Genomic DNA, 19,005 nt, shown 5'->3' on the forward strand with positions numbered 1-19,005 from the left:
GCCCGCGGGTCCCGAGGAGTAGCATATGGCCACCAAGGCAGCGAACAAAGCCAGCAAGGAAACCGAGAAGCCCGAATCCGGGGCTCCGGAGGCCTCCAATGACAGTCCTCTGATCGACCAGAACGATGCTGCGGTCAAGAAGCTGATCAAGGTCGCCAAGAAGCGCGGCTATGTGACCTATGAAGAACTGAATGCCGTTCTGCCGGCTGACGAAACCAGCTCCGAGCAGATCGAGGACTTCATGTCCATGTTCTCGGAAATGGGCATCAACGTCGTCGACGAAGACGAGGTCGAAGAGACCGAAGTCGAGAAGGACGAGGAAGAAACCGGCAGCGAAGTTGCGCCTTCCGGCGGCACCGCTCTGGCCAATACGTCCAACACCAAATCTGGCTCGGATCGTACCGACGACCCGGTACGCATGTACTTGCGCGAAATGGGTTCGGTCGAGCTGCTGAGCCGCGAGGGCGAAATCGCCATCGCCAAGCGCATCGAGGCCGGTCGGGAGACCATGATCGAAGGCCTCTGCGAATCGCCGCTGACCTTCCAGGCCATCATCATTTGGCGCGATCAGCTCGCCGAGGGCGAGATTCTGCTCCGCGACATTATCGATCTCGAAGCGACCTATGCTGGCCCCGACGCCAAGCAAGCGGCGCCTGAAATCCCCGTGCCGGCGCCGAGAGTGGAGCAGGAGCCGGTAAAGGCTGCTGCAAAGCCAGCGCCGCGCCGCGCTGCGTCTTCGGATAGCGACGACGACTACGTGCCTGAGGAGCCGCAGGCGCCGCAGGATCCGGTAGAAGACGACGATGACGAATTCGACAACGCGCTGTCGCTGTCGGCCATGGAAGCCGAACTGAAGCCGCAGGTCGTCGAGACGTTCGATCGTATCGCCGAGGCCTATGGCCAGATGCGCGTCATGCAGGATCGGCATGCCGAAGATCGCACCGCCACGGTTTCCGACGCGGAAAGCAAGAAGCTTGAAGTGCTGCGCGGTGAAGTGATTGCCGACGTGAAGTCGCTTTCGCTCAACAATAGCCGTATCGAAAGCCTCGTCGAACAGCTTTACGACATCAACAAGCGCCTCGTGCGTCTTGAAGGTCGTCTGCTGCGCCTGGCTGAGAGCTATGGCGTCAAGCGCGAAGTGTTCCTCAAGAACTATTATGGCCGCGAACTGGACCCGACCTGGGAAACGACGTTCGATGGTTTCGATGGCAAGGGCTGGGCTGAATTCGCACGTCGCGAAGTCGATACCGTTCGTGACATCCGTTACGAGATCGCGACGCTTGCGACCGAGACCGGTCTCGATATCGCTGAATATCGCCGCATCGTGCATAAGGTGCAAAAGGGCGAGCGCGAAGCTGCTATCGCCAAGAAGGAAATGGTTGAAGCGAACCTTCGCCTCGTGATCTCGATCGCTAAGAAGTACACGAACCGTGGCCTGCAATTCCTTGATCTTATTCAGGAAGGCAATATCGGCCTGATGAAGGCCGTCGATAAATTCGAGTATCGTCGCGGTTACAAGTTCTCGACCTATGCGACTTGGTGGATCCGTCAGGCGATCACCCGCTCGATCGCCGATCAGGCGCGCACCATCCGTATCCCGGTGCATATGATCGAGACGATCAACAAGATCGTCCGGACCTCGCGCCAGATGCTGCACGAGATCGGCCGCGAACCGACGCCAGAGGAACTCAGCGAAAAGCTGCAGATGCCCTTGGACAAGGTCCGCAAGGTGCTCAAGATCGCCAAGGAACCGATCTCGCTCGAAACCCCGATCGGCGACGAGGAAGATTCCAACCTCGGCGATTTCATTCAGGACGTGAATGCGATCCAGCCGATCGATGCGGCGATCCAGTCGAACCTGCGTGAAACGACGACGCGCGTTCTCGCTTCGCTGACGCCGCGTGAAGAGCGCGTGCTTCGTATGCGTTTTGGTATCGGCATGAACACCGACCACACGCTCGAAGAAGTCGGACAGCAGTTCTCGGTGACCCGCGAACGTATCCGTCAGATCGAAGCGAAGGCCCTGCGCAAGCTCAAGCACCCGAGCCGGAGCCGCAAGCTGCGGAGCTTCCTCGACAACTAGGAGCAGCTCATGGCTGCTCCTCGCCTCAAGATAACGGCTATTCGCGCGTCTGTTCCGTTCAAGCTGGCGGTGACTTTTTCCGATGGGACGCATGGCGTGTTCAACGCCGCGCCCATGCTGGCTGAGCGCGGAGAGGGGACGGAGCCGCTGCGGGATCGGGCCTATTTTGCCAAGGTGGAGCTCGCCAATGGCACGCCCATCTGGCCAAACTATTTTGACATCTCACCGCAATGGCTGCAGGAGGAGATGGACAAGCGCGGCGAGTTGGTACGGCCCCGGCCGCCGAGACGAAGTTAAGGGAGTTTTCGATGTCGTTTTGGAAGAAGCTTTTTGGTGGTGGCGGCGCTGACGAGGCGACACCAGCCGGCGACAAGTCCCTCGGCGAAGAAAGCTACAAGGGGCATCTGATCAAGGCCATCGAGATGCGCGTCGGCAGCGAATATCAGTTGGCCGGGACGATCGAGAAAGAAATCGGCGGCGAGCAGAAGAGCTACAAGTTCATTCGCGCCGACCGTATGGGATCGAAAGATGATCTTATCGCGCTGGCTCTCAACAAAGGCCGCCAGATCATCGACGAACAAGGCGACGGCATCTACCGCTAAGCCGAGCCAGGATTTTTAGTTATGACCGCGGGCCAATCGGCTCGCGGTCCTGTTTTTGAAGGATTGTCGTCATGGCCAAGAAGCCAACCGCCCGCAGTGAATTCGTGATGTTCGACATCGTCTATGAAGACGGCTCGCAGCGCTCAAACCGCAAGGTGGATGCCAATCTGCTGGGTGGGCTTGATGGCGACGAACCAGCCAAGGCTGCGATCGAAGAGCAGGACCGCGCCATCTCCGAAAAGTCCGGCATGCCGCCGCTGGCGATCAAGTCGATCAAGCGCTCGGGCAAGTAAGATGAATTCGGAAACCCTGCAGCTTGGCAAGGATGTGGAGGTGCCGCAGCATCCGGACGAGGCTGTGCTGGACCCGGTGCCCAATCCGCATCCGGATGTGAATTATGTCGCGCGCTATGTGGCGCCGGAATTCACCTCGCTCTGTCCGGTGACGGGGCAGCCTGATTTCGCCCATCTGGTCATCGACTATGTGCCCGATCAGTTTCTGGTGGAGTCAAAGTCGCTTAAACTGTTTCTGACCTCGTTCCGCAATCACGGCGCCTTCCATGAAGGTTGCACGATCGATGTGGCCATGCGGATCGTCGCGGCGATCAAGCCACGCTGGCTACGGATCGGCGGCTACTGGTATCCGCGCGGCGGCATCCCCATTGATGTGTTCTGGCAGACTGGGCCAGTGCCCGACGGTGTCTGGTTGCCCGATCAGGGCGTTCCGCCCTATCGCGGCCGCGGCTAGAGAGCAGACTTAAGCGCGGCTGCAAGCTGTTCGGCACGCTCGGCAAAACTGAGGCCTCGGGCGCTGAGATGCGGGGTGCGCTGATGAGGAATGGCGTGGCGGCTGCATTGGCGGCTGGCCGCGTCACCCAGGGCAATGACCCGACGATCCACGAGCTCATGACATGCGATGGCGTCGAACGAGGCGTCCAGCGCTGCGTTGGGAATACGCTCCGAGCGTTGGCGGGCGAGGAGGTGGAACGCGTGGGTGACGTAAATTTCGCTGCGCTTGAGGCCGGCCAGCGCCAGTCCCAAATCCAGCACACGATTGAACGGCATCTCGGCGAGATAGCCAGTTTCGCGCAAGCGCCAGCGTTCGGCTATGGCAGTCGGGGCGTCGAGGAAATTGTAGGTCAGTAGCACCGGACCGGTGACGCTGGCTGAGGACAGGTGGTAGGGCGTGATCCAGTCGCCTTCCAATCCAGCGTCGGCATAGCTCTGGTAACCGGGCCAGGAAAACTGACGGCGGCGCTCGACGATTTCTGCGTAGAGCGCCGCGTCCATTTTATGCGCCAAGCGCCTTGTCGATGGCGGGCTTCACGACTGTGCCGTAAAGCTCGATTGCCTTCATGATCTTATCATGGGGCAGGGTGCCGACACTGAGTTGCAGGCCGAAGCGGTCGTGCTTGAACCACTCGTGCTGCATCAGGATCTTGTCGATCACTTCCTGCGGCGAGCCCATGTAGTAGGCGCCTTCCGGCGTTGCGCCGCCATCGAACTGGGCGCGGGTGGTCGGCGGCCAGCCACGTTCGGCGCCGATGCGGCTCATGGTGGCGCTGTGGGCGGGAAAAGCAATATCGCGCGCCGATTGGCTGTCTTCGGCGATGAAGCCGTGGCCAGAGACCCCAATTTTGAGGAGCGAGGCGTCGTGGCCCATCTTGCTGCCGGTGTCGCGATAGAGGTCGACCAAGGGCGCGAACTGACGCGGGCGTCCACCGATGATCGCGATCATGAGCGGGAGGCCATAATAGGCGGCACGGGCCACCGAATTCGGTGTGCCGCCGACGGCGATCCAGAGCGGTAGTGGGCTCTGCACGGGCTCGGGGTAGACAGCGATATTGTTGATCGCCTGGGTGTGCTTGCTGCCGGCCCAGTTGACCTTGCCGCCCTTGCGCAGGGTCAGCAGCATTTCGAGCTTTTCTTCGAAGAGATCGTCGTAGTCGTTGAGATCGTAGCCGAAGAGCGGGAAGCTTTCGATGAACGAGCCGCGGCCTGCCATGATCTCGGCACGGCCATTGCTCAGGAGATCGACCGTTGCGAACTGCTGCCAGACGCGGACGGGATCTTCCGAACTGAGCACCGTGACGGCGGTCGAGAGTTTGATCGACTTTGTGCGTGCGGCCGCAGCGGCGAGGATGGTGACGGGCGAGGACGCGACATAATCGGGGCGGTGATGTTCGCCAAGGCCATAGAAAGCCAGTCCCAATTGATCGGCGAGCTCGATCTCTTCGATCAGATCGCGCAGACGTTCGGCGGGCGACTGGACGTGTCCGTCGTTAAGGGGATCGGGGGTGTTTTCAGCGAAAGAATAAAGTCCGAGTTCCATGGCATTCTCCTTGCGGAAAGACATGGCGGCGCTGCGGTCGAGCATCAAGAACGCACATGGGTGATACCGCGCCCGTGGAGGCGCGGTATCTCGATGGTCAGCGGTTGACCGTCGTGGGTGTGTAGGCCCAAGGCTGCGGCGGGGTTGGTGCCGGCTGAGGAGCCTTTTCGCCTGCAGCCTTATGGATCTCGGTGACGAGAGCGGGATCCAAGCGCAGCTTGGCGGCAAGAGCTTCGAGGTAGGCTTGCTCTGCCGGAGTGTCAGCCGTGATGGCGACAAGCGAGGCTGCATAGATTTCGGCCGCGTGCTCAGGCGTATCGGCGCGGCCGGCGACGGCATTGATGTCGAGCGGGGTCGAGAGTTCGTCAAAGACCCAGGCCTTTTCCTCTGCGGAAAGCGGCATGGTCTTCAGGCGTTCAAAAATGGCATCTTTCTCTTCGGCATCGATCTTGCCGTCTGCCTTGGCCGCAGCGATCATCGCGCGCACCAGAGTTTTGCCGAGCTCTTCCTGCGCGGCCTCATTGCCTGGAGCCGGAATGAAGGCGTCTTCGCGCACGGGTTGCGCGGCGCCACCGCTCTGATTGGTCTGGTTGGCCTGATAGGACTGCCAAGCCTTGTAGGCGAGGCCCCCGACGGCCGCGAGCGCGCCGAGCTTGGCCGCATTGCCTAGGAGCTTGGTAGGCTTTCCGCCGGACATCAGCAAGCCGGCCGCGAGGCCCGCCGCACCTGTCACTGCGGTGCGCTTGCTATTGGGATCGGTCTGAATGGCTTTGATAATCTGATCGATATTGAACATTGGCGCTCCCGTGTTGCTGGACTGGAAATGGGTATCAGCGATGTGCCTTGCAAGTTTGGCGCGGATGCCATTGTGCCGCAGGCAGCAAAAAGCCCCGGTTGCGTGAACCGGGGCTCGAAGGGCCTCAAGGGGAGGGGGTCGAGGCCGTTAGGTGCTTTATTAGTTGGCCGGCGTCGTGGCTGGGGCCGTCGTCGTGGTTGTCGAAGCTGGTGCTTCAACAGCAGGAGCGGCTTCAGTTGCCGGGGCAGGAGTAGCGGCTGGAGCTTCGGTCATTGGGGCAGCGCTAGGCGTTGCGGCCGGAGCTTCAGTCATCGGCGCGGTGGTCTCAACGGCTGGTGTCGTGCTGTTCACGTCAACCGAAGTGGACGGGCCCGAGTTGGCCGAGAAGACCAGATAGCCAATGGCGAGCAGAGCCAAGGCGACGATGATGCCGACAAACCAACCCGTACCATTGCTTTCGCGGGTGTAGACAGTGCGGTTACCGTCGTTGGTATAGATAGTATCACGTTCTGGGGTAGCCATCATTTGCTCCTTGCAAGTGAAATTCTGGGTGAAGAACGCCCGCAGTTCGCAGTCAGTTCCCCATTCCGTGATCACAAACCAAAAACAATTGTGGCGCTGAAAAGACCTCGAAAGATCAGATGGTTGCTATGGCCTATTAGAGATCGAGCTCTTTGGACTTGCTATCTTTCTTCGAAATCTTGTCGATCAGCGCGAGAAATAGCGCCGATAGTATGAAGGTGCAGTGCAGCACGGTGTACCAGAAAATCTGCTCATTGGTGTAATGCGGCACGTTGAGGAAGATCTGGAGCAGGTGGATCGAGGAGATGGCGACGATGGTCGAGGCTACCTTGATCTTGAGCGATCCGGCATCGATCTGGCCCAGCCAGTGCACATCACGCTCATTGTCGAAGCGCGAGACGAAATTCTCGTAGCCCGAGATGATTACCATCACGACGAGGCTTGCAATCAGCGCGGCATCGATAAGGCCGAGGATTTTGAGGATCACCTCAGTTTCGTCCATGCCGACGAGATGGGTGGCAAAATCCCAGAGTTTTAAGCCGAATGTCGCAGCGTAGAGGGCAAGGGCGAGCCCGAGGCCGATATAGAAGACTACCAGCAGCCAGCGCGACGCGAGGATGAGGCTTTCAACGAAGATTTCCAGGCGTTTCATGGCGCGCTCCAGGAGGACCGCGCACGGATATCAAGTCCATGACGGCTGGCAAGCAGCCTCAATGACGCAGCCATAAAAAAGGGGCCGGACTTGCGTCCGGCCCCTTCGCGGTAAGTGGGATGCTTAGCCGTTGCTTGCCACAGTCACAAGCGGGGTGATGCGGCGGATGGTGACGCGGCGATTTTCGCGCTCGGCCGTTTCCGTGCGGATCTTCAGGTAGCGCTCGCCATAACCCTGGGTGGCCAGGTTTTCGGCTGGGACGCCATAGAAGTCCGTCAGGATGCGGGCGACGGTTGCGGCACGCAAATCCGAGAGGCGCAGGTTCGAGATGTCCGAACCGACGGCATCGGTGTGACCTTCGATCAGGAAGGTTTCGGCCGGGTTGGCGGCCAGCAGATCCAGCATGCCCTTGGCAACGTTGGAGAGCGAAGCAACCTGGTTGCGATCGATGGTGGCAGCACCGGTATCGAAGGTCAGATTACCGACTTCGAGACGGCGGACGCTGTCACGAACGCGAGCCGAACGCTTGACTTCGTCGATCGAGTAGAGGCGCTGAACCTGTTCCACCGGCGGCTGACGGAAGAAGCTAGAAACTTCGTTCTCATCTGCGTAGGCGGCATCGAGCACGTAGTCACGGGCCGGGATGTTGAGACGCAGCGGGGGCAGGTCAAGGCCCGGGTCACGCCAGGACAGCAGCTGCTCGTCATAGCGATCGTCGAACGATGCAAGGACGATTTCACGGCCATCGGGCGTGATGCGCGAGCGACGCAGAATGTCGCCGTTGCGGTTGCGGACAGTTACGACCTGGCTGCCATCAGGGCGTGATACGACTTCACGGACGCGGCCATTGGAGAGGTTTTCGTAGTAAACTTCGTCCTGCTGCGGATCATAGAAGCGGTCGGTATCCTGGCCGATCGAATTGACGATCAGCTGGGTGCCAACCTGCAGGATCACCTGGGTCACCAGATCGCCGGCAGTCGCTTCGCGCACCGGCACCTGCTCGACAACAGTGATGTTGTTCTGCTGGCCGATATTGGTCTGCGAATTGTCCACAACCGTCGTGTTGTTATTGATTGTCGTGTTGTTCGTCGTGCCGGAATTGTTGTTGGTGATATTGGTGATGTTGGTGATGTAGTTGTTCACCACGGTCTGGTTGACCGTCGTGTTCTCAGTCGCCGTGACTTCGGTACCCTGTTCGGCAGTGGCCGACATGGCAGCAGCGTCGACAGCCATGGTGCGAATTTCTTCGGACTGAGCGGCCTGATCATTTTCAGGCACAGCCATGCGGGCCGACGCGTTGGCGTCGGTCGTGGCTTCGGCATTCGCATCGACTGCCGGCTCGGCAGGAGCCTGGCCATCGGGCGATAGCACAACATCCTTGGCGCTATCGAGAACCGGAGCGATCTGGTCCTGCGTTACGCCTTCTGGAAGATCTTCGATAACTTCGGCAGGCTGGCCATCGACAGTGACTTCACCTTCGGCAGCAGGCGCTGTGTTGGGATCGACCGTGCCGTCAGCAGGGGCAGTCTGATCAGCAGGCTGGCCTTCGACCGGAGCCGCTGGGGTCAGGTCCTGCACGTCGGGCAGCGGGTTGAGGCTCAGGCCAAGCGGAGCAAGGCACGAGTCAACATCGGGCAGGCCGGCGTTGGAACAGATCGAATTGATCTCGGCGAGTGCTGCGTCGATGCGCGACTGGGCACCGGCGGCATCGCCACCTGCGGACAGTTCGGCAACGGCAGCATTATAGGCATCGACCTGAGCGGTGAGCTGGGCGGCGATGTCAGGAGCAGGGGCGCGTTCTTCGGCAGCCGGAGCGGGCTGTTCTGGCGCACGTTCTTCGGCGGCAGGAGCAACTTCTTCCGGAGCCTGCTGCTGCGCTTCAACAGGGGATTCAGGCTGAGCTTCGGGAGCCTGTTCAGCTTCAGGGGCTACCTGGCGCTGAGCGGGCTCTGGAGCAGCTTCTGGTGCTGCTTCAGGTTCGGCTTCGGTCTGCATGGTCTGAGCTTCTGGCTCAGGTGCGACTTCGGCAGGTGCCGGCTCTTCAGGAGCAGCTTCCGGCGCTGGCGCGCGCTCGGCAGGAGCGGCCTCAGGCTGGGGTTCCGGCTCGGGAGCAGCCTCGGGCTGCGGTTCTGGTTCGGGTGCCGCTTCAGGCTGCGGCTCAGGGGCAGGGGCTGCCTCTTCCGGAGCGGGGGCGGGTTCTTCTGCTGCGGGGGGCGCAGCTTCTTCAGCCGGAGCTTCAGGAGCCGGGGCAGCTTCTTCCGGTGCAGCGGGGGCGGCACCAGCGGGCTGAGCGGCGATACATTCTTCCAGCGTTGCAAAGCCCTGGTCGATACAGACCTGGGGCAGTTCGGCAGGCGCATCCTGTGCAAAGCCCACATTCGGGACCATGCTGATCAGCGTCATGCTGGTGCCGGCGAAGAGCCAATTTCTGAGGCGCATTATTTTATCCTTCGTCGTGTGTGCCACGTTGTGCTGAGCATCGTGGGAGCTATCTGAACGGAGGCTGAATGATCAGCCGAGCTTCATCCCGCGGCCCAGCATCCCCGCAAAGCCCCAAACGCCGGAGGTTTCCGGACGGTTCCGCAGATCGAATGATGAAGTTGCGCGTGGCAGATTTTGGCTGGATTGCGGCATGGAATAGCCGGTCGAAGCGGGAGCGCTCGCGGTCCCAGCCGCTTCGTGCTAGGCCCGCTTGCATGCATCAGACGATCGAACATCTCACAATCAGAACCGACGGGCAGGCTCTTTACGAGTTCACCCGGCAGATGCAGGCAGCAATCGAAAAGGCGGGCATTGCATCGGGGCTGGTGACGGCCTTTGTGCGCCATACGTCCTGTTCGCTGCTGATCCAGGAAAATGCCGATCCGGATGTGCAGGTCGACCTTCTGGGTTACTTCCGCCGGCTGGTGCCGGAAGGCATGGACTGGCTGGTCCATACGCTCGAGGGGCCGGACGATATGCCGGCGCATATCAAATCGGCGCTGACGCAGACCTCGATTGCCATCCCCATTGTCGATGGGTGCGCGGTGCTTGGCACCTGGCAGGGCATCTATCTTTTTGAGCACAGGCGCCGGCCCCATAGCCGGGACGTCGTGTTGCATATTTTGGGGGGATGAGCATGGATTGGGCAATACTGGCCAGCTATTGGCCCTTCGTTTTGAGCATGCTCGCGACTGGCGTCGTTTCGGGCATTGCGGCGGGTTTGCTCGGCATCGGCGGCGGTGCCGTGATCGTGCCAGCGCTCAGTACGGCGCTGTCGCTGATGGGCTATGATTCCGACGTGGTGCAGCATGTGGCGGTCGGGACGTCGCTGGCTATCATTATCCCCACGGGCATCATGAGTGCGCGATCGCACCAGAAACGTGGGGCGCTTGATATGGCGGTGCTGAAGCTTTGGACGCCGTTCATTGTGGCTGGCACGTTTATCGGCGGGCTGATGGCTGGCTTGTACTCGGGCGACGTGTTGCGCGTGGTCTTTGCGGTGATGGCCTTTCTCATCGCGGCCAATATCATCTTCTCATTCCAGACGAGGCTGATGGGGCACCTCAAGGAATCAAAGCCCGTGCACCGGACCGCGGCGGCGATCGTGGGCTATATCTCGTCGCTGATGGGCGTGGGCGGCGGCTCGCTGACCGTGCCGACGCTGGTGGCGTTCGGCAAAACGATGCACGCTGCGGTCGGTACGTCGGCGGCAATCGGTGTAGCCATCGCGCTTTCGGGCACGCTGGGTTTCGTCATTTCGGGATGGGGCAGGGCCGAACTGCCGCCGTTCAGCCTCGGCTATGTCAACGGCATTGCGCTGGTGCTGGTCGGGGTGACGGCCGCCGCCTTTGCGCCTTTGGGCGCGGCGCTGGCGCACCGGATGGACCAGCGGACGCTTAAATATGTCTTTGCCGCTTTCCTCGTCGTCGTGGGGCTCAACATGCTCTGGAAAGTGCTGGCAGGATAGACTGGTGGGGGCGGGTGACTACGGTTTGGGGCCGCCCCCACCGTCCAAGCCCCGCAAAAAGAGGAGCCCGGAAAACTCGACGCCTCAAAGGCTCGAAAGCCTGAACCGGTGGCGCCGGTTCAGGATGGACGTCGGTGATCAAGGTGGCCGGTTCAAGGCCTTTGAGAATATTAGTTGGTCTTGTTGTCCAGTTCCCACTGAACGTTGACGCCGATTTCGAAGGTCATTTCGCCCGCTTCGACTGGCACGGCAGCCTGTGCTACATCAGCACGGGCGTACATCGGCATCGGAAGCGGGCTGTTGATATTCTGGCTTTCCGAGATGGCTTCGAGCTCGCCGAGCGTCGCGTCGGCGGCAGTGGCATAGAGCTCGGCCTTTTCGCGGGCATCGGCGAAGGCCTGCTTGCGGGCTTCGTTGTAAAGCTCGGTCGGGTCGGCGACGGAGAAGTTCACGCCATTGATGGTGTTGGCGCCGACATTGACGGCCTTATCGAGGATATTGCCGAGTTCCTTGAGATCGCGGACGGCAACGGTGACCGTGTTGGACACCTGGTAGCCATTGATCTTGGGCGGGAGGGTGTAGCCCATGTCGTCGCGGGTTTCCGAATAGACGTAATTCGGATTGACCGAGAAGCCCGAGGTCTGGATATCGCGCGGCTCGATGCCGGCTTCCTTGAGGGTCGAGATCAGCTCGGCCATGGCAGCCGTATTGGCATCAAGCGCAGCGCGGGCGGTTTCGGCCTGGGTCGTGACGCCGGAATTGATGAGGGCCATGTCCGGAGCTGCGCGGACCTCGCCACGACCTTCGATGGTGATGGTGCCGGCATAGGCCGGGACGGCAGCGGCAAAAAGGGCGAAGGGGGCAAGGGCAGTCGCGAAACGCATGGCAAACTCCTGAGTGTTCGGTGGGGTCATCCATACCCCAGCCAATGCGTCAGTATTGCGGCGCAGATGAACGGGACTTGAACCTGTCCAAAGCTTTCCGTTCAGTCGGTCGAAAGCTATCGCTTAAACCCGCCGCGCCCCTTGGCATTGCCAATAAGTATGATTATTTGTTTCTCAAGGGTTGCGCCCTGCTGTTCTGACGGGGTAGTCACAGCCATGATCTCAGCAGAGGGCGGCACGATGAACGTGACTATCATTCCCGAAGGTATTCTGCTTGGGCGTGCCAAAGTCCCCGGATTTACCGAGCCAAGGATCGTCACGGTTCGCGATGGTCAGCTGGTTGATATTACCACTAAGGGCATGGCGACGGTGCGCGATATTGCCGAGAGTGGCCGCGCGGCCGAGCATGTTCGCGCGGCGAGCGGCAAGACGCTCGGCGCTGTCGATGCGATCGTTGAAAATTCGCGCACTGGTCAGACCAGTGAAAATTTGCCGATTTTGCTTTCTCCCATCGATCTCCAGGCCATCAAGGCTTCGGGGGTTACGTTCGTCGTTTCGCTGCTCGAGAGAGTAATCGAAGAACAGGCCCGCGGGGATAAGTCGCGCGCCGATGCGCTGCGGACGGAAATTCTCGACCTGATCGGGACCGATCTGTCCCAGCTCGTGCCGGGCTCGGAGCCGGCGATGAAGGTCAAGGCGGCGCTGATCGATAAGGGCGTTTGGAGCCAGTATCTCGAAGTGGGGATTGGGCCGGACGCCGAGATTTTCACCAAGAGCCAGACCATGAGCTCGGTCGGCTTTGGTGCCGAGGTCGGGCTGCATCCCATTTCGAGCTGGAACAACCCCGAGCCGGAAGTGGCGCTGCTGGTGACGAGCAAGGGCGAAATCGTCGGCGCGACGCTCGGCAATGACGTCAATTTGCGCGACGTCGAAGGGCGCTCGGCACTGCTATTGGGCAAGGCCAAGGACAACAATGCCTCGGCTTCGCTCGGGCCGCTCGTGCGGCTCTTCGATGGCGAGTTTACGCTCGAGACCGTCAAGAATTCTGAGATCGCGCTGCGCGTCGAAGGCACGGATGGTTTCGTGCTTGAGGGTGCGTCGAACATGGCGCAGATTTCGCGCACGCCGGAATCGCTGGTGGCAGCGACGATCGGCAGCCACCATCAATACCCGGACGGGCTGGTGCTTTACCTCGGCACGATGTTTGCGCCGGTGAAGGATCGCGACGGGGCGGGCAAGGGCTTTACCCACAAGATTTGGGACATTGTCTCCATTTCGACGCCTTCGCTCGGTACGCTGACCAATACCGTCAACCTCTCCACCAAGTGTCCGCCCTGGACTTATGGCACCAGCCATCTGCTGCGGGATCTTGCCCGCGCTGACCTCCTCTAGCTGCCGCGTTTCTGCCGGCACAACCTGAATAACCCGAAAGGCCTCGATATGAGCGAACTGCACAAGAACCTGATCAATGGTGAGTGGGTCGGCGCCGATGGTGTCGAAAACATCAATCCGTCCAATATCAACGAAGTGGTTGGCGTGTATGCGCGCGCCACTGCCGAAGAAACCAAACAGGCCATTGCTGCCGCCAAGGCCGCCTTCCCGGCCTGGTCGCGCTCGGGCATCCTTGAGCGCCACGCAATCCTCTCCAAGGCAAGCCAGGAAATCCTCGCGCGCAAGCAGGAACTGGGCGAGTTGCTGAGCCGCGAAGAAGGCAAGACGCTGCCTGAAGGCATTGGCGAAGTGACACGCGCTGCGCAGATTTTTGACTTCTTTGCCGGCGAAACGCTGCGCCTTGCGGGGGAAATTCTCCCCAGCGCGCGTCCGGGTCTGACGGTCGAAATCACTCGTGAGCCCGTTGGCGTTATCGGCATCATCACGCCGTGGAATTTCCCGATCGCCATCCCATCCTGGAAAATGGCGCCGGCTCTGGCCTATGGCAACACGGTCGTCATCAAGCCGGCCGACCTCGTGCCGGGTTCGACCTGGGCGATCGTCGATATTCTCGTGCGCGCCGGCCTGCCCAAGGGCGTCGTCAACCTCGTGATGGGCAAGGGTTCGGTGGTCGGCCAGACCATGCTCGATAGCCCTGATGTCAACGCGATTTCCTTCACCGGTTCGGTGGGGACGGGCAAGCGCGTTGCCGAGGCTTCGGTCAAGGTTGGCCGCAAGTTCCAGCTCGAAATGGGCGGCAAAAACCCAACAATCGTGCTCGACGATGCCGATCTCAAGGTCGCTGTCGAAAGCGTTGCGCAGTCGGCATTTTTCTCGACCGGCCAGCGCTGCACGGCGTCGAGCCGCGTGATCGTGACGGAAGGCATCCACGACAAGTTCGTCGAGGCGCTTACCGAGCGCACGCGCAACCTGCGCGTGGGCGATGCCCTTGATAAAAATACGGAAATCGGGCCGGTGGTCGATCCCGGCCAGCTCAAGCAGGACACCGATTACATCGAGATCGGCAAAGGAGAGGGTGCCAAGATTGCCGCTGGTGGCGAGCGCGTCACCAAGGACACGGAAGGCTACTTCCTGCAGCCGACGCTCTTTACCGAAGCGACCAACTCGATGCGGATTGCGCGCGAAGAGATCTTCGGGCCAGTGGCTGCGGTCATTCGCGTGAAGGATTATGAAGAGGCGCTAGCGACTGCAAACGACACCGAATTCGGTCTGTCGGCCGGCATCGTCACGACCTCTCTAAAGTATGCGACGCACTTCAAGCGCAACTCGGAAGCGGGCATGGTCATGGTCAATGTGCCGACCGCAGGCGTCGATTTCCACGTCCCGTTTGGCGGGCGCAAGGGCTCGTCCTATGGCTCGCGCGAGCAGGGCAAGTACGCGGCCGAGTTCTTCACTATCGTGAAGACAGCTTACACCGCAGCCGGCTAAAGGCCGCAAAATCTGGATGTGAAAACGGGGCCAATTGGCCCCGTTTTTGTTAGCATTCCGTTATCGCCGACGTTGGGTGAGCGCCATTCCCGCTAAAATCATGATGATGCCGAGGGCCGAGGCCCAGATCGTCACGGGTGCGCCGCGCATGAGATCGAAGATCACCCCGAAGACCATCTGGCCGGCGATGACGAGCAGCGTCGAATTGACGGCGCCGATGCGGGTGATGAGCCAGGAGCCCGAAGCGACGAAGACGACGCCGATGGCGCCGCCGGTGAAAATCCACCACGGCATCTCGCCGATATTGGCGGGGATAAGTCCGCCGACAACGAGCCCGATAAGGGTGAGGACGACGAAGCCGACGACGTGATTCCAGAATGACGAAATCATCGGGGTCGAAGACATCGACATGCGGCCATTGACCTGGCGGCTGAGGATGACGAGGACACCGGCGGAGAAGGCGGCGATGAGCGGCAGGATCATGCGGCACCAAATCCGAAGAGGATGATGAGAAGGCTGCCGCCGGCGATGAGGATGACGGCTCCTGCATCGCGTAGGTCGAGGCGGCGGCGGGCGAGGCCGAGGAGGCCCCAATAATCGGCGGCGAGGCTGAGGACGACCTGGCCCGCGAGACCGAGCGCGAGGGTGCCGGCCAAAGCAAGGGGCGAGTTGACGGCGGTCGAGGTCAGCATGACGGTAACGGCGCCGAAGATGCCGCCGAGATAGGCCCAGAGCGGAGCCTTGCCGTGCTGGGCCTCGGCGATCTTGGTTGCGGCACGTTCGCGGCGCCAGATGAGGGCGAGGACGGCGACGGCGACGACGGTGCCGACGCCGTGGGCCAGCCACGACGAGAAGAGTGCGCCGCCCAGACGCCCGGCTTCGCCATTGACGAAGATGGCGAGGGTCAGAAGGCCGCCGCTGGCAAAGGCCGCAAGGAGGTGCAGCGGGTTTGGCCGCTGGGTCTGGGATGGGGTCATGGGCGCGATTCGAGTGAGGATGGTTCTAGGAAGTGTATGCGTTTGTGGGTTGGGGTTCATCCCCGCTGTGGGGTCACTTCTCCACGTGCCGTTTAGATGTACTAGCCAAACCACTGGTCTTCCCTCGGGCTTGACCCGAGGGTCACTGGTCGCGGTCAAAACCCTTGCGGCTGCCGCATTGGCCCTCGGGTCGAGCCCGAGGGAAGGATGGTGGTTGGTGAGGCTTTGGAAGACCAACAGCATCCTCGGAAGGAGATTGCCCGCTCTGCGCAGAAAGATCGTGTTTGTGGCCGGATCGTTTCCGCCTAGCGCTGCTTTATGGAGGAGGGCGGGCGGGTGATGGGGCGGTGCCGAGTTTGGTCTTGCCTTGGTCAACCGGCTGGCTCATGAACGGGCGAGGAGCTGAATCATATGGCTGAGCGCACATCTATCCTGGCGCCCTTTCGTCACGAGACTTTCCGGACGCTTTGGGCTGCAACGCTGATTTCCAACCTGGGTGGGTTGGTGCAGGCGGTGGGCGCGGGCTGGATGATGACGACGCTGACCACCTCGCACAATATGGTGGCGCTGGTGCAAGCCTCGACGACGCTACCGATCATGGTGTTCTCGATCGCGGCGGGTGCGCTGGCCGATAATTTCGATCGGCGGAGCGTGATGCTCGTGGCGCAGGCCGGGATGGCTGTCGTGTCGCTGATGCTGGCGGTGACGGCGTGGATGGGGCTGCTCAATCCATGGCTGCTGCTGACTTTTACCTTTCTCATCGGCTGTGGGACGGCGCTGTTCAATCCGTCGTGGCAGGCCTCGATGGGCGATATCGTGCCGCGCGACGACCTGCCCGGAGCGGTGACGCTCAATTCGATGGGTTTCAATATGATGCGCAGCGTCGGGCCGGCGGTAGGCGGCATGATCGTGGCGCTGGCGGGGGCGAGCGCGGCTTTTGCCGTCAATGCGCTGTCTTATCTGACGCTGATTGCGGCGCTCTGGCGGTGGCAGCCCAAGCGGACGAAATCGCGCCTGCCGCGCGAGCGCTTCGGCAGCGCCATGCTGGCGGGCGTGCGCTACATGTCGCTCTCGCCGAACCTGCTGACCGTGCTGTTCCGTGGGTTCCTGTTCGGTTTTGCCGCCATCGTCATCATGGCGCTGTTGCCGTCCGTCGCCGAGGAATATGTGGGCGGCGGGGCGCTGGTTTATGGCACGCTGCTGGGTTGTTTCGGACTTGGGGCCATTGGCGGGGCGTTTCTCAATGGTCGGATCCGGCAGCGGTTTTCCAATGAGGTGATCGTCAGGCTCGCCTGTCTCGGTTTTGCAGCGAGCTGCCTTGGGTTGGGGTTCAGCCGCGACGCCTTGCTGAGCCATTTGGTCTTGCTGCCGGCTGGGGCATGTTGGGTGCTGTCGCTCTCGCTGTTCAATGTCTCGATACAGCTCTCTTCGCCGCGCTGGGTGGTTGGCCGGGCGTTGTCGCTCTATCAGACGGCGACGTTTGGTGGCATGGCGGGCGGGAGTTGGATCTGGGGTTTGACGGCTGACGCGACGGACCCGCAATGGGCCTTGGTCGTGGCCGGTGGCGTGCTGCTCGTCTGCTGCGGGGTGGGCTTCGTGCTGCCGCTGCCGCAGTTCAACGATCGCGATCTCAATCCGCTCGGGACCTTCAACGAGCCCTTGCTCAAGCTCGACCTCCGGCCGCGGAGTGGTCCGATCATGGTGATGATCGATTATGAAATCGCGCAGGAAGACATTTCGCGGTTTCTGGCGCTGATGAGCGATCGGCGCCGGATCAGGATCCGGGACGGCGCGCGGCAATGGTCGCTGCTGCGCGATCTCGAAAAGCCGAACATCTGGGTTGAGAGTTACCATGTGCCGACATGGGTCGACTATGTCCGGCACAACCTGCGGCGCACCAAGGCGGATGCGGACAATACCGAGCAATTGCGGGCGTTGCATCGCGGTGAGGGACTACCGCATGTGCACCGGATGATCGAGCGGCAGACCGTGCCGCTCGACGATACGACGCCGCTGCGCGATAGTCCTGAGATTGGTGCCTGATGGTCGCGATCTATATCGATGCCGATGCTTGCCCGGTCAAAGACGAAGCGCTGCGCGTCGCGGAGCGGCATGGGCTCATGATCACCTATGTCGCCAATTTCGGGCTGCGGCCATCGCGCGACCCGATGGTGCGCAATGTGATGGTGCCGCAAGGGGCCGACGCGGCTGATGACTGGATCGTCGAGGCGGTGGAAGCGGGGGACCTCGTCGTGACCTCCGACATTCCGCTGGCAAGCCGCGTGCTGGCCAAGGATGGGGTGGCGATCGGACCGACGGGGAAACTGTTTACGTCCGACTCGATCGGCATGGCAATGGCGATGCGCGAGCTTAATCAACATCTTAGGGAGACCGGCGAAAGCCGCGGGATCAATGCCAGTTTCACGGCAAAGGATCGCTCCAATTTCCTCCAACAGTTCGATGCTGCCGTGCAGCGCGCCAAGCGCCGTTAGATATAAGTGAACGCTGCCTTGACTTTGACGCATTGAACGCGATATATCTGATCATACGTTTTCTGCCCGCGTGGCGACCTGACCTTCCCGGTATAGCCGGTTGATTGGCTTTCCTTTCGAACTGCAAACGTTGGTATCTCCCGATGCATATCGCGCGGGAGAAATGCTCGCTTGCACAGCTTCGAGCCAATTCAGAGACATCCCATGATCAATGGTACTGTAAAATTCTTCAATTCCACCAAGGGTTTTGGCTTCATTTCGCCCGATGACGGCGGCAAGGATGCCTTCCTTCATATCTCGGCTCTCGAACGCGCTGGCGTGACCAGCGTCGCCGACGGCCAGAAGTTAAGCTATGATCTGGAACGCGGCCGCGACGGTCGTGAGTCCGCGATCAATGTACAGCTTGCCTAAAGCAGATCTTGCCGGGGCAGCACTGCCCCGGCGTTCAGGAGCGTCTGATGTCTCATCTGTTTAAGGTCGGCGAGATGGTCGATCTGCGATCCGCTCCCCGCCACAGCAATCGGCCCAATGGGCCCTGCGAAGTCATTGCCTGCCTGCCGCATGATAGTGGCCCAGTGCAATATCGGGTGAAATCGCGCGGTGAAAGCGTTGAGCGGGTGGTCGATGAAGTCGACCTGTCGCCGAGCAACGCCACCAAGGCGACCAGCACGCTGGCTCAAAGCGTCTTCAGCATTGCCGTGAACAAACGCTAGTTCGTTCCGCCTTGATCAGCGCATATGTGGGTTTCGATCCTGCGGCGTTCTCGCTGCGGAGGCTTCGCCACGCGCTGTCGTCGCGCTGAAATAATCGACAGCTATTGTTGTCCAATACAAATCA

General features: G+C 60.9%; 22 protein-coding genes. 13 read left to right on the plus strand and 9 right to left on the minus strand.

From position 1 onward, the window contains the following. The first annotated feature begins 25 nt into the window (after window positions 1-25). From rpoD to queF, 5 genes are all read left to right on the plus strand, one after another. Window positions 26-2,083, plus strand: coding sequence for an RNA polymerase sigma factor RpoD (gene rpoD / locus ASE94_RS19370; RefSeq protein ID WP_061910713.1), 2,058 nt, complete (start codon window positions 26-28; stop codon window positions 2,081-2,083). A gap of 9 nt (window positions 2,084-2,092) precedes the next feature. Then, window positions 2,093-2,380 carry a DUF2442 domain-containing protein gene (locus ASE94_RS19375; RefSeq protein WP_062631690.1) on the plus strand — a complete coding sequence of 96 codons (288 nt, stop codon included), beginning with the start codon at window positions 2,093-2,095 and terminating at the stop codon, window positions 2,378-2,380. Window positions 2,381-2,391: 11 nt separating this feature from the next. Then, entirely contained in the window at window positions 2,392-2,685 is a 294-nt protein-coding gene (locus ASE94_RS19380; protein WP_062631691.1) for an HlyU family transcriptional regulator, read from the plus strand. Between the two features lie 71 nt (window positions 2,686-2,756). After that, window positions 2,757-2,978 carry a hypothetical protein gene (locus tag ASE94_RS19385; RefSeq protein ID WP_061910719.1) on the plus strand — a complete coding sequence of 74 codons (222 nt, stop codon included), beginning with the start codon at window positions 2,757-2,759 and terminating at the stop codon, window positions 2,976-2,978. 1 nt (window position 2,979) lies between these two features. After that, window positions 2,980-3,432 (plus strand): preQ(1) synthase, encoded by a 453-nt coding sequence (queF, locus tag ASE94_RS19390; RefSeq protein ID WP_061910721.1) that lies wholly within the window; start codon window positions 2,980-2,982, stop codon window positions 3,430-3,432. Here queF and ASE94_RS19395 read toward each other — a convergent pair. From ASE94_RS19395 to ASE94_RS21600, 6 genes are all read right to left on the minus strand, one after another. Next, entirely contained in the window at window positions 3,429-3,974 is a 546-nt protein-coding gene (locus ASE94_RS19395) for a hypothetical protein (protein WP_062631692.1), read from the minus strand. The two genes, queF and ASE94_RS19395, sit on opposite strands and share 4 nt — an antisense overlap. Before the next feature lies 1 nt (window position 3,975). Continuing rightward, window positions 3,976-5,016: an LLM class flavin-dependent oxidoreductase gene (locus ASE94_RS19400; RefSeq protein ID WP_062631835.1), complete on the minus strand. Its 1,041-nt coding sequence runs from the start codon at window positions 5,014-5,016 to the stop codon at window positions 3,976-3,978. 97 nt (window positions 5,017-5,113) lie between these two features. Then, a complete protein-coding gene (locus ASE94_RS19405) occupies window positions 5,114-5,812 on the minus strand; it encodes a tellurite resistance TerB family protein (protein ID WP_082461328.1) in 699 nt (232 codons plus the stop codon). A gap of 159 nt (window positions 5,813-5,971) precedes the next feature. Beyond that, entirely contained in the window at window positions 5,972-6,334 is a 363-nt protein-coding gene (locus ASE94_RS19410) for a hypothetical protein (protein ID WP_061910725.1), read from the minus strand. A 136-nt stretch (window positions 6,335-6,470) separates the two neighbouring features. After that, on the minus strand, window positions 6,471-6,986 hold the full coding sequence (locus ASE94_RS19415; RefSeq protein ID WP_061910727.1) for a TIGR00645 family protein: 516 nt from the start codon (window positions 6,984-6,986) through the stop codon (window positions 6,471-6,473). A 123-nt stretch (window positions 6,987-7,109) separates the two neighbouring features. Then, entirely contained in the window at window positions 7,110-9,425 is a 2,316-nt protein-coding gene (locus ASE94_RS21600) for an OmpA family protein (RefSeq protein WP_082461329.1), read from the minus strand. Between the two features lie 257 nt (window positions 9,426-9,682). Between ASE94_RS21600 and ASE94_RS19425 the strand changes: the two genes are divergently transcribed. After that, the gene (locus ASE94_RS19425) at window positions 9,683-10,102 is read left to right on the plus strand and encodes a secondary thiamine-phosphate synthase enzyme YjbQ (RefSeq protein ID WP_062631695.1); all 420 of its coding nucleotides are present in this window, start codon (window positions 9,683-9,685) and stop codon (window positions 10,100-10,102) included. Window positions 10,103-10,104: 2 nt separating this feature from the next. Continuing rightward, on the plus strand, window positions 10,105-10,935 hold the full coding sequence (locus tag ASE94_RS19430) for a sulfite exporter TauE/SafE family protein (RefSeq protein ID WP_062631696.1): 831 nt from the start codon (window positions 10,105-10,107) through the stop codon (window positions 10,933-10,935). Window positions 10,936-11,105: 170 nt separating this feature from the next. Here ASE94_RS19430 and ASE94_RS19435 read toward each other — a convergent pair whose 3' ends face one another. Then, window positions 11,106-11,819, minus strand: coding sequence for an SIMPL domain-containing protein (locus ASE94_RS19435; protein WP_062631697.1), 714 nt, complete (start codon window positions 11,817-11,819; stop codon window positions 11,106-11,108). A 240-nt stretch (window positions 11,820-12,059) separates the two neighbouring features. On the opposite strand from ASE94_RS19435, the gene ASE94_RS19440 reads away from it, so the two are divergent. Both ASE94_RS19440 and ASE94_RS19445 read left to right on the plus strand, forming a co-directional pair. After that, the gene (locus ASE94_RS19440; protein WP_062631836.1) at window positions 12,060-13,211 is read left to right on the plus strand and encodes a fumarylacetoacetate hydrolase family protein; all 1,152 of its coding nucleotides are present in this window, start codon (window positions 12,060-12,062) and stop codon (window positions 13,209-13,211) included. A gap of 48 nt (window positions 13,212-13,259) precedes the next feature. Then, window positions 13,260-14,699 carry an aldehyde dehydrogenase family protein gene (locus ASE94_RS19445; protein WP_062631698.1) on the plus strand — a complete coding sequence of 480 codons (1,440 nt, stop codon included), beginning with the start codon at window positions 13,260-13,262 and terminating at the stop codon, window positions 14,697-14,699. A gap of 60 nt (window positions 14,700-14,759) precedes the next feature. Here ASE94_RS19445 and ASE94_RS19450 read toward each other — a convergent pair whose 3' ends face one another. Then, window positions 14,760-15,182: a DMT family transporter gene (locus ASE94_RS19450; RefSeq protein WP_062631699.1), complete on the minus strand. Its 423-nt coding sequence runs from the start codon at window positions 15,180-15,182 to the stop codon at window positions 14,760-14,762. After that, window positions 15,179-15,676 (minus strand): DMT family transporter, encoded by a 498-nt coding sequence (locus ASE94_RS19455; RefSeq protein ID WP_062631700.1) that lies wholly within the window; start codon window positions 15,674-15,676, stop codon window positions 15,179-15,181. The genes ASE94_RS19450 and ASE94_RS19455 overlap by 4 nt, the downstream gene beginning before the upstream one ends. A 411-nt stretch (window positions 15,677-16,087) precedes the next feature. Here ASE94_RS19455 and ASE94_RS19460 point away from each other — a divergent pair, with 411 nt between their 5' ends. The 4 genes from ASE94_RS19460 to ASE94_RS19475 all read left to right on the plus strand — a co-directional run bounded on the left by ASE94_RS19460 (window position 16,088) and on the right by ASE94_RS19475 (window position 18,881). Continuing rightward, a complete protein-coding gene (locus tag ASE94_RS19460; RefSeq protein WP_062631701.1) occupies window positions 16,088-17,719 on the plus strand; it encodes an MFS transporter in 1,632 nt (543 codons plus the stop codon). Then, on the plus strand, window positions 17,719-18,168 hold the full coding sequence (locus ASE94_RS19465; RefSeq protein WP_062631702.1) for a YaiI/YqxD family protein: 450 nt from the start codon (window positions 17,719-17,721) through the stop codon (window positions 18,166-18,168). Before ASE94_RS19460 ends, ASE94_RS19465 begins: the two co-directional genes overlap by 1 nt. 204 nt (window positions 18,169-18,372) lie before the next feature. Next, a complete protein-coding gene (locus tag ASE94_RS19470; RefSeq protein ID WP_062631703.1) occupies window positions 18,373-18,579 on the plus strand; it encodes a cold-shock protein in 207 nt (68 codons plus the stop codon). 47 nt (window positions 18,580-18,626) lie between these two features. Next, window positions 18,627-18,881: a hypothetical protein gene (locus ASE94_RS19475; protein WP_061910750.1), complete on the plus strand. Its 255-nt coding sequence runs from the start codon at window positions 18,627-18,629 to the stop codon at window positions 18,879-18,881. Window positions 18,882-19,005 lie beyond the last annotated feature (124 nt).

It is taken from the genome of Devosia sp. Leaf64 (genome assembly GCF_001421945.1).
Lineage (GTDB): Bacteria > Pseudomonadota > Alphaproteobacteria > Rhizobiales > Devosiaceae > Devosia.

Bases quoted from the DNA above. Each gene is read 5' to 3' on its own strand.
- rpoD (WP_061910713.1), top strand. From the start codon at position 26: ATGGCCACCAAGGCAGCGAACAAAGCCAGCAAGGAAACCGAGAAGCCC.
- ASE94_RS19375 (WP_062631690.1), top strand. From the start codon at position 2,093: ATGGCTGCTCCTCGCCTCAAGATAACGGCTATTCGCGCGTCTGTTCCG.
- ASE94_RS19380 (WP_062631691.1), top strand. From the start codon at position 2,392: ATGTCGTTTTGGAAGAAGCTTTTTGGTGGTGGCGGCGCTGACGAGGCG.
- ASE94_RS19385 (WP_061910719.1), top strand. From the start codon at position 2,757: ATGGCCAAGAAGCCAACCGCCCGCAGTGAATTCGTGATGTTCGACATC.
- queF (WP_061910721.1), top strand. From the start codon at position 2,980: ATGAATTCGGAAACCCTGCAGCTTGGCAAGGATGTGGAGGTGCCGCAG.
- ASE94_RS19395 (WP_062631692.1), bottom strand. From the start codon at position 3,974: ATGGACGCGGCGCTCTACGCAGAAATCGTCGAGCGCCGCCGTCAGTTT.
- ASE94_RS19400 (WP_062631835.1), bottom strand. From the start codon at position 5,016: ATGGAACTCGGACTTTATTCTTTCGCTGAAAACACCCCCGATCCCCTT.
- ASE94_RS19405 (WP_082461328.1), bottom strand. From the start codon at position 5,812: ATGTTCAATATCGATCAGATTATCAAAGCCATTCAGACCGATCCCAAT.
- ASE94_RS19410 (WP_061910725.1), bottom strand. From the start codon at position 6,334: ATGGCTACCCCAGAACGTGATACTATCTATACCAACGACGGTAACCGC.
- ASE94_RS19415 (WP_061910727.1), bottom strand. From the start codon at position 6,986: ATGAAACGCCTGGAAATCTTCGTTGAAAGCCTCATCCTCGCGTCGCGC.
- ASE94_RS21600 (WP_082461329.1), bottom strand. From the start codon at position 9,425: ATGCGCCTCAGAAATTGGCTCTTCGCCGGCACCAGCATGACGCTGATC.
- ASE94_RS19425 (WP_062631695.1), top strand. From the start codon at position 9,683: ATGCATCAGACGATCGAACATCTCACAATCAGAACCGACGGGCAGGCT.
- ASE94_RS19430 (WP_062631696.1), top strand. From the start codon at position 10,105: ATGGATTGGGCAATACTGGCCAGCTATTGGCCCTTCGTTTTGAGCATG.
- ASE94_RS19435 (WP_062631697.1), bottom strand. From the start codon at position 11,819: ATGCGTTTCGCGACTGCCCTTGCCCCCTTCGCCCTTTTTGCCGCTGCC.
- ASE94_RS19440 (WP_062631836.1), top strand. From the start codon at position 12,060: ATGAACGTGACTATCATTCCCGAAGGTATTCTGCTTGGGCGTGCCAAA.
- ASE94_RS19445 (WP_062631698.1), top strand. From the start codon at position 13,260: ATGAGCGAACTGCACAAGAACCTGATCAATGGTGAGTGGGTCGGCGCC.
- ASE94_RS19450 (WP_062631699.1), bottom strand. From the start codon at position 15,182: ATGATCCTGCCGCTCATCGCCGCCTTCTCCGCCGGTGTCCTCGTCATC.
- ASE94_RS19455 (WP_062631700.1), bottom strand. From the start codon at position 15,676: ATGACCCCATCCCAGACCCAGCGGCCAAACCCGCTGCACCTCCTTGCG.
- ASE94_RS19460 (WP_062631701.1), top strand. From the start codon at position 16,088: ATGGCTGAGCGCACATCTATCCTGGCGCCCTTTCGTCACGAGACTTTC.
- ASE94_RS19465 (WP_062631702.1), top strand. From the start codon at position 17,719: ATGGTCGCGATCTATATCGATGCCGATGCTTGCCCGGTCAAAGACGAA.
- ASE94_RS19470 (WP_062631703.1), top strand. From the start codon at position 18,373: ATGATCAATGGTACTGTAAAATTCTTCAATTCCACCAAGGGTTTTGGC.
- ASE94_RS19475 (WP_061910750.1), top strand. From the start codon at position 18,627: ATGTCTCATCTGTTTAAGGTCGGCGAGATGGTCGATCTGCGATCCGCT.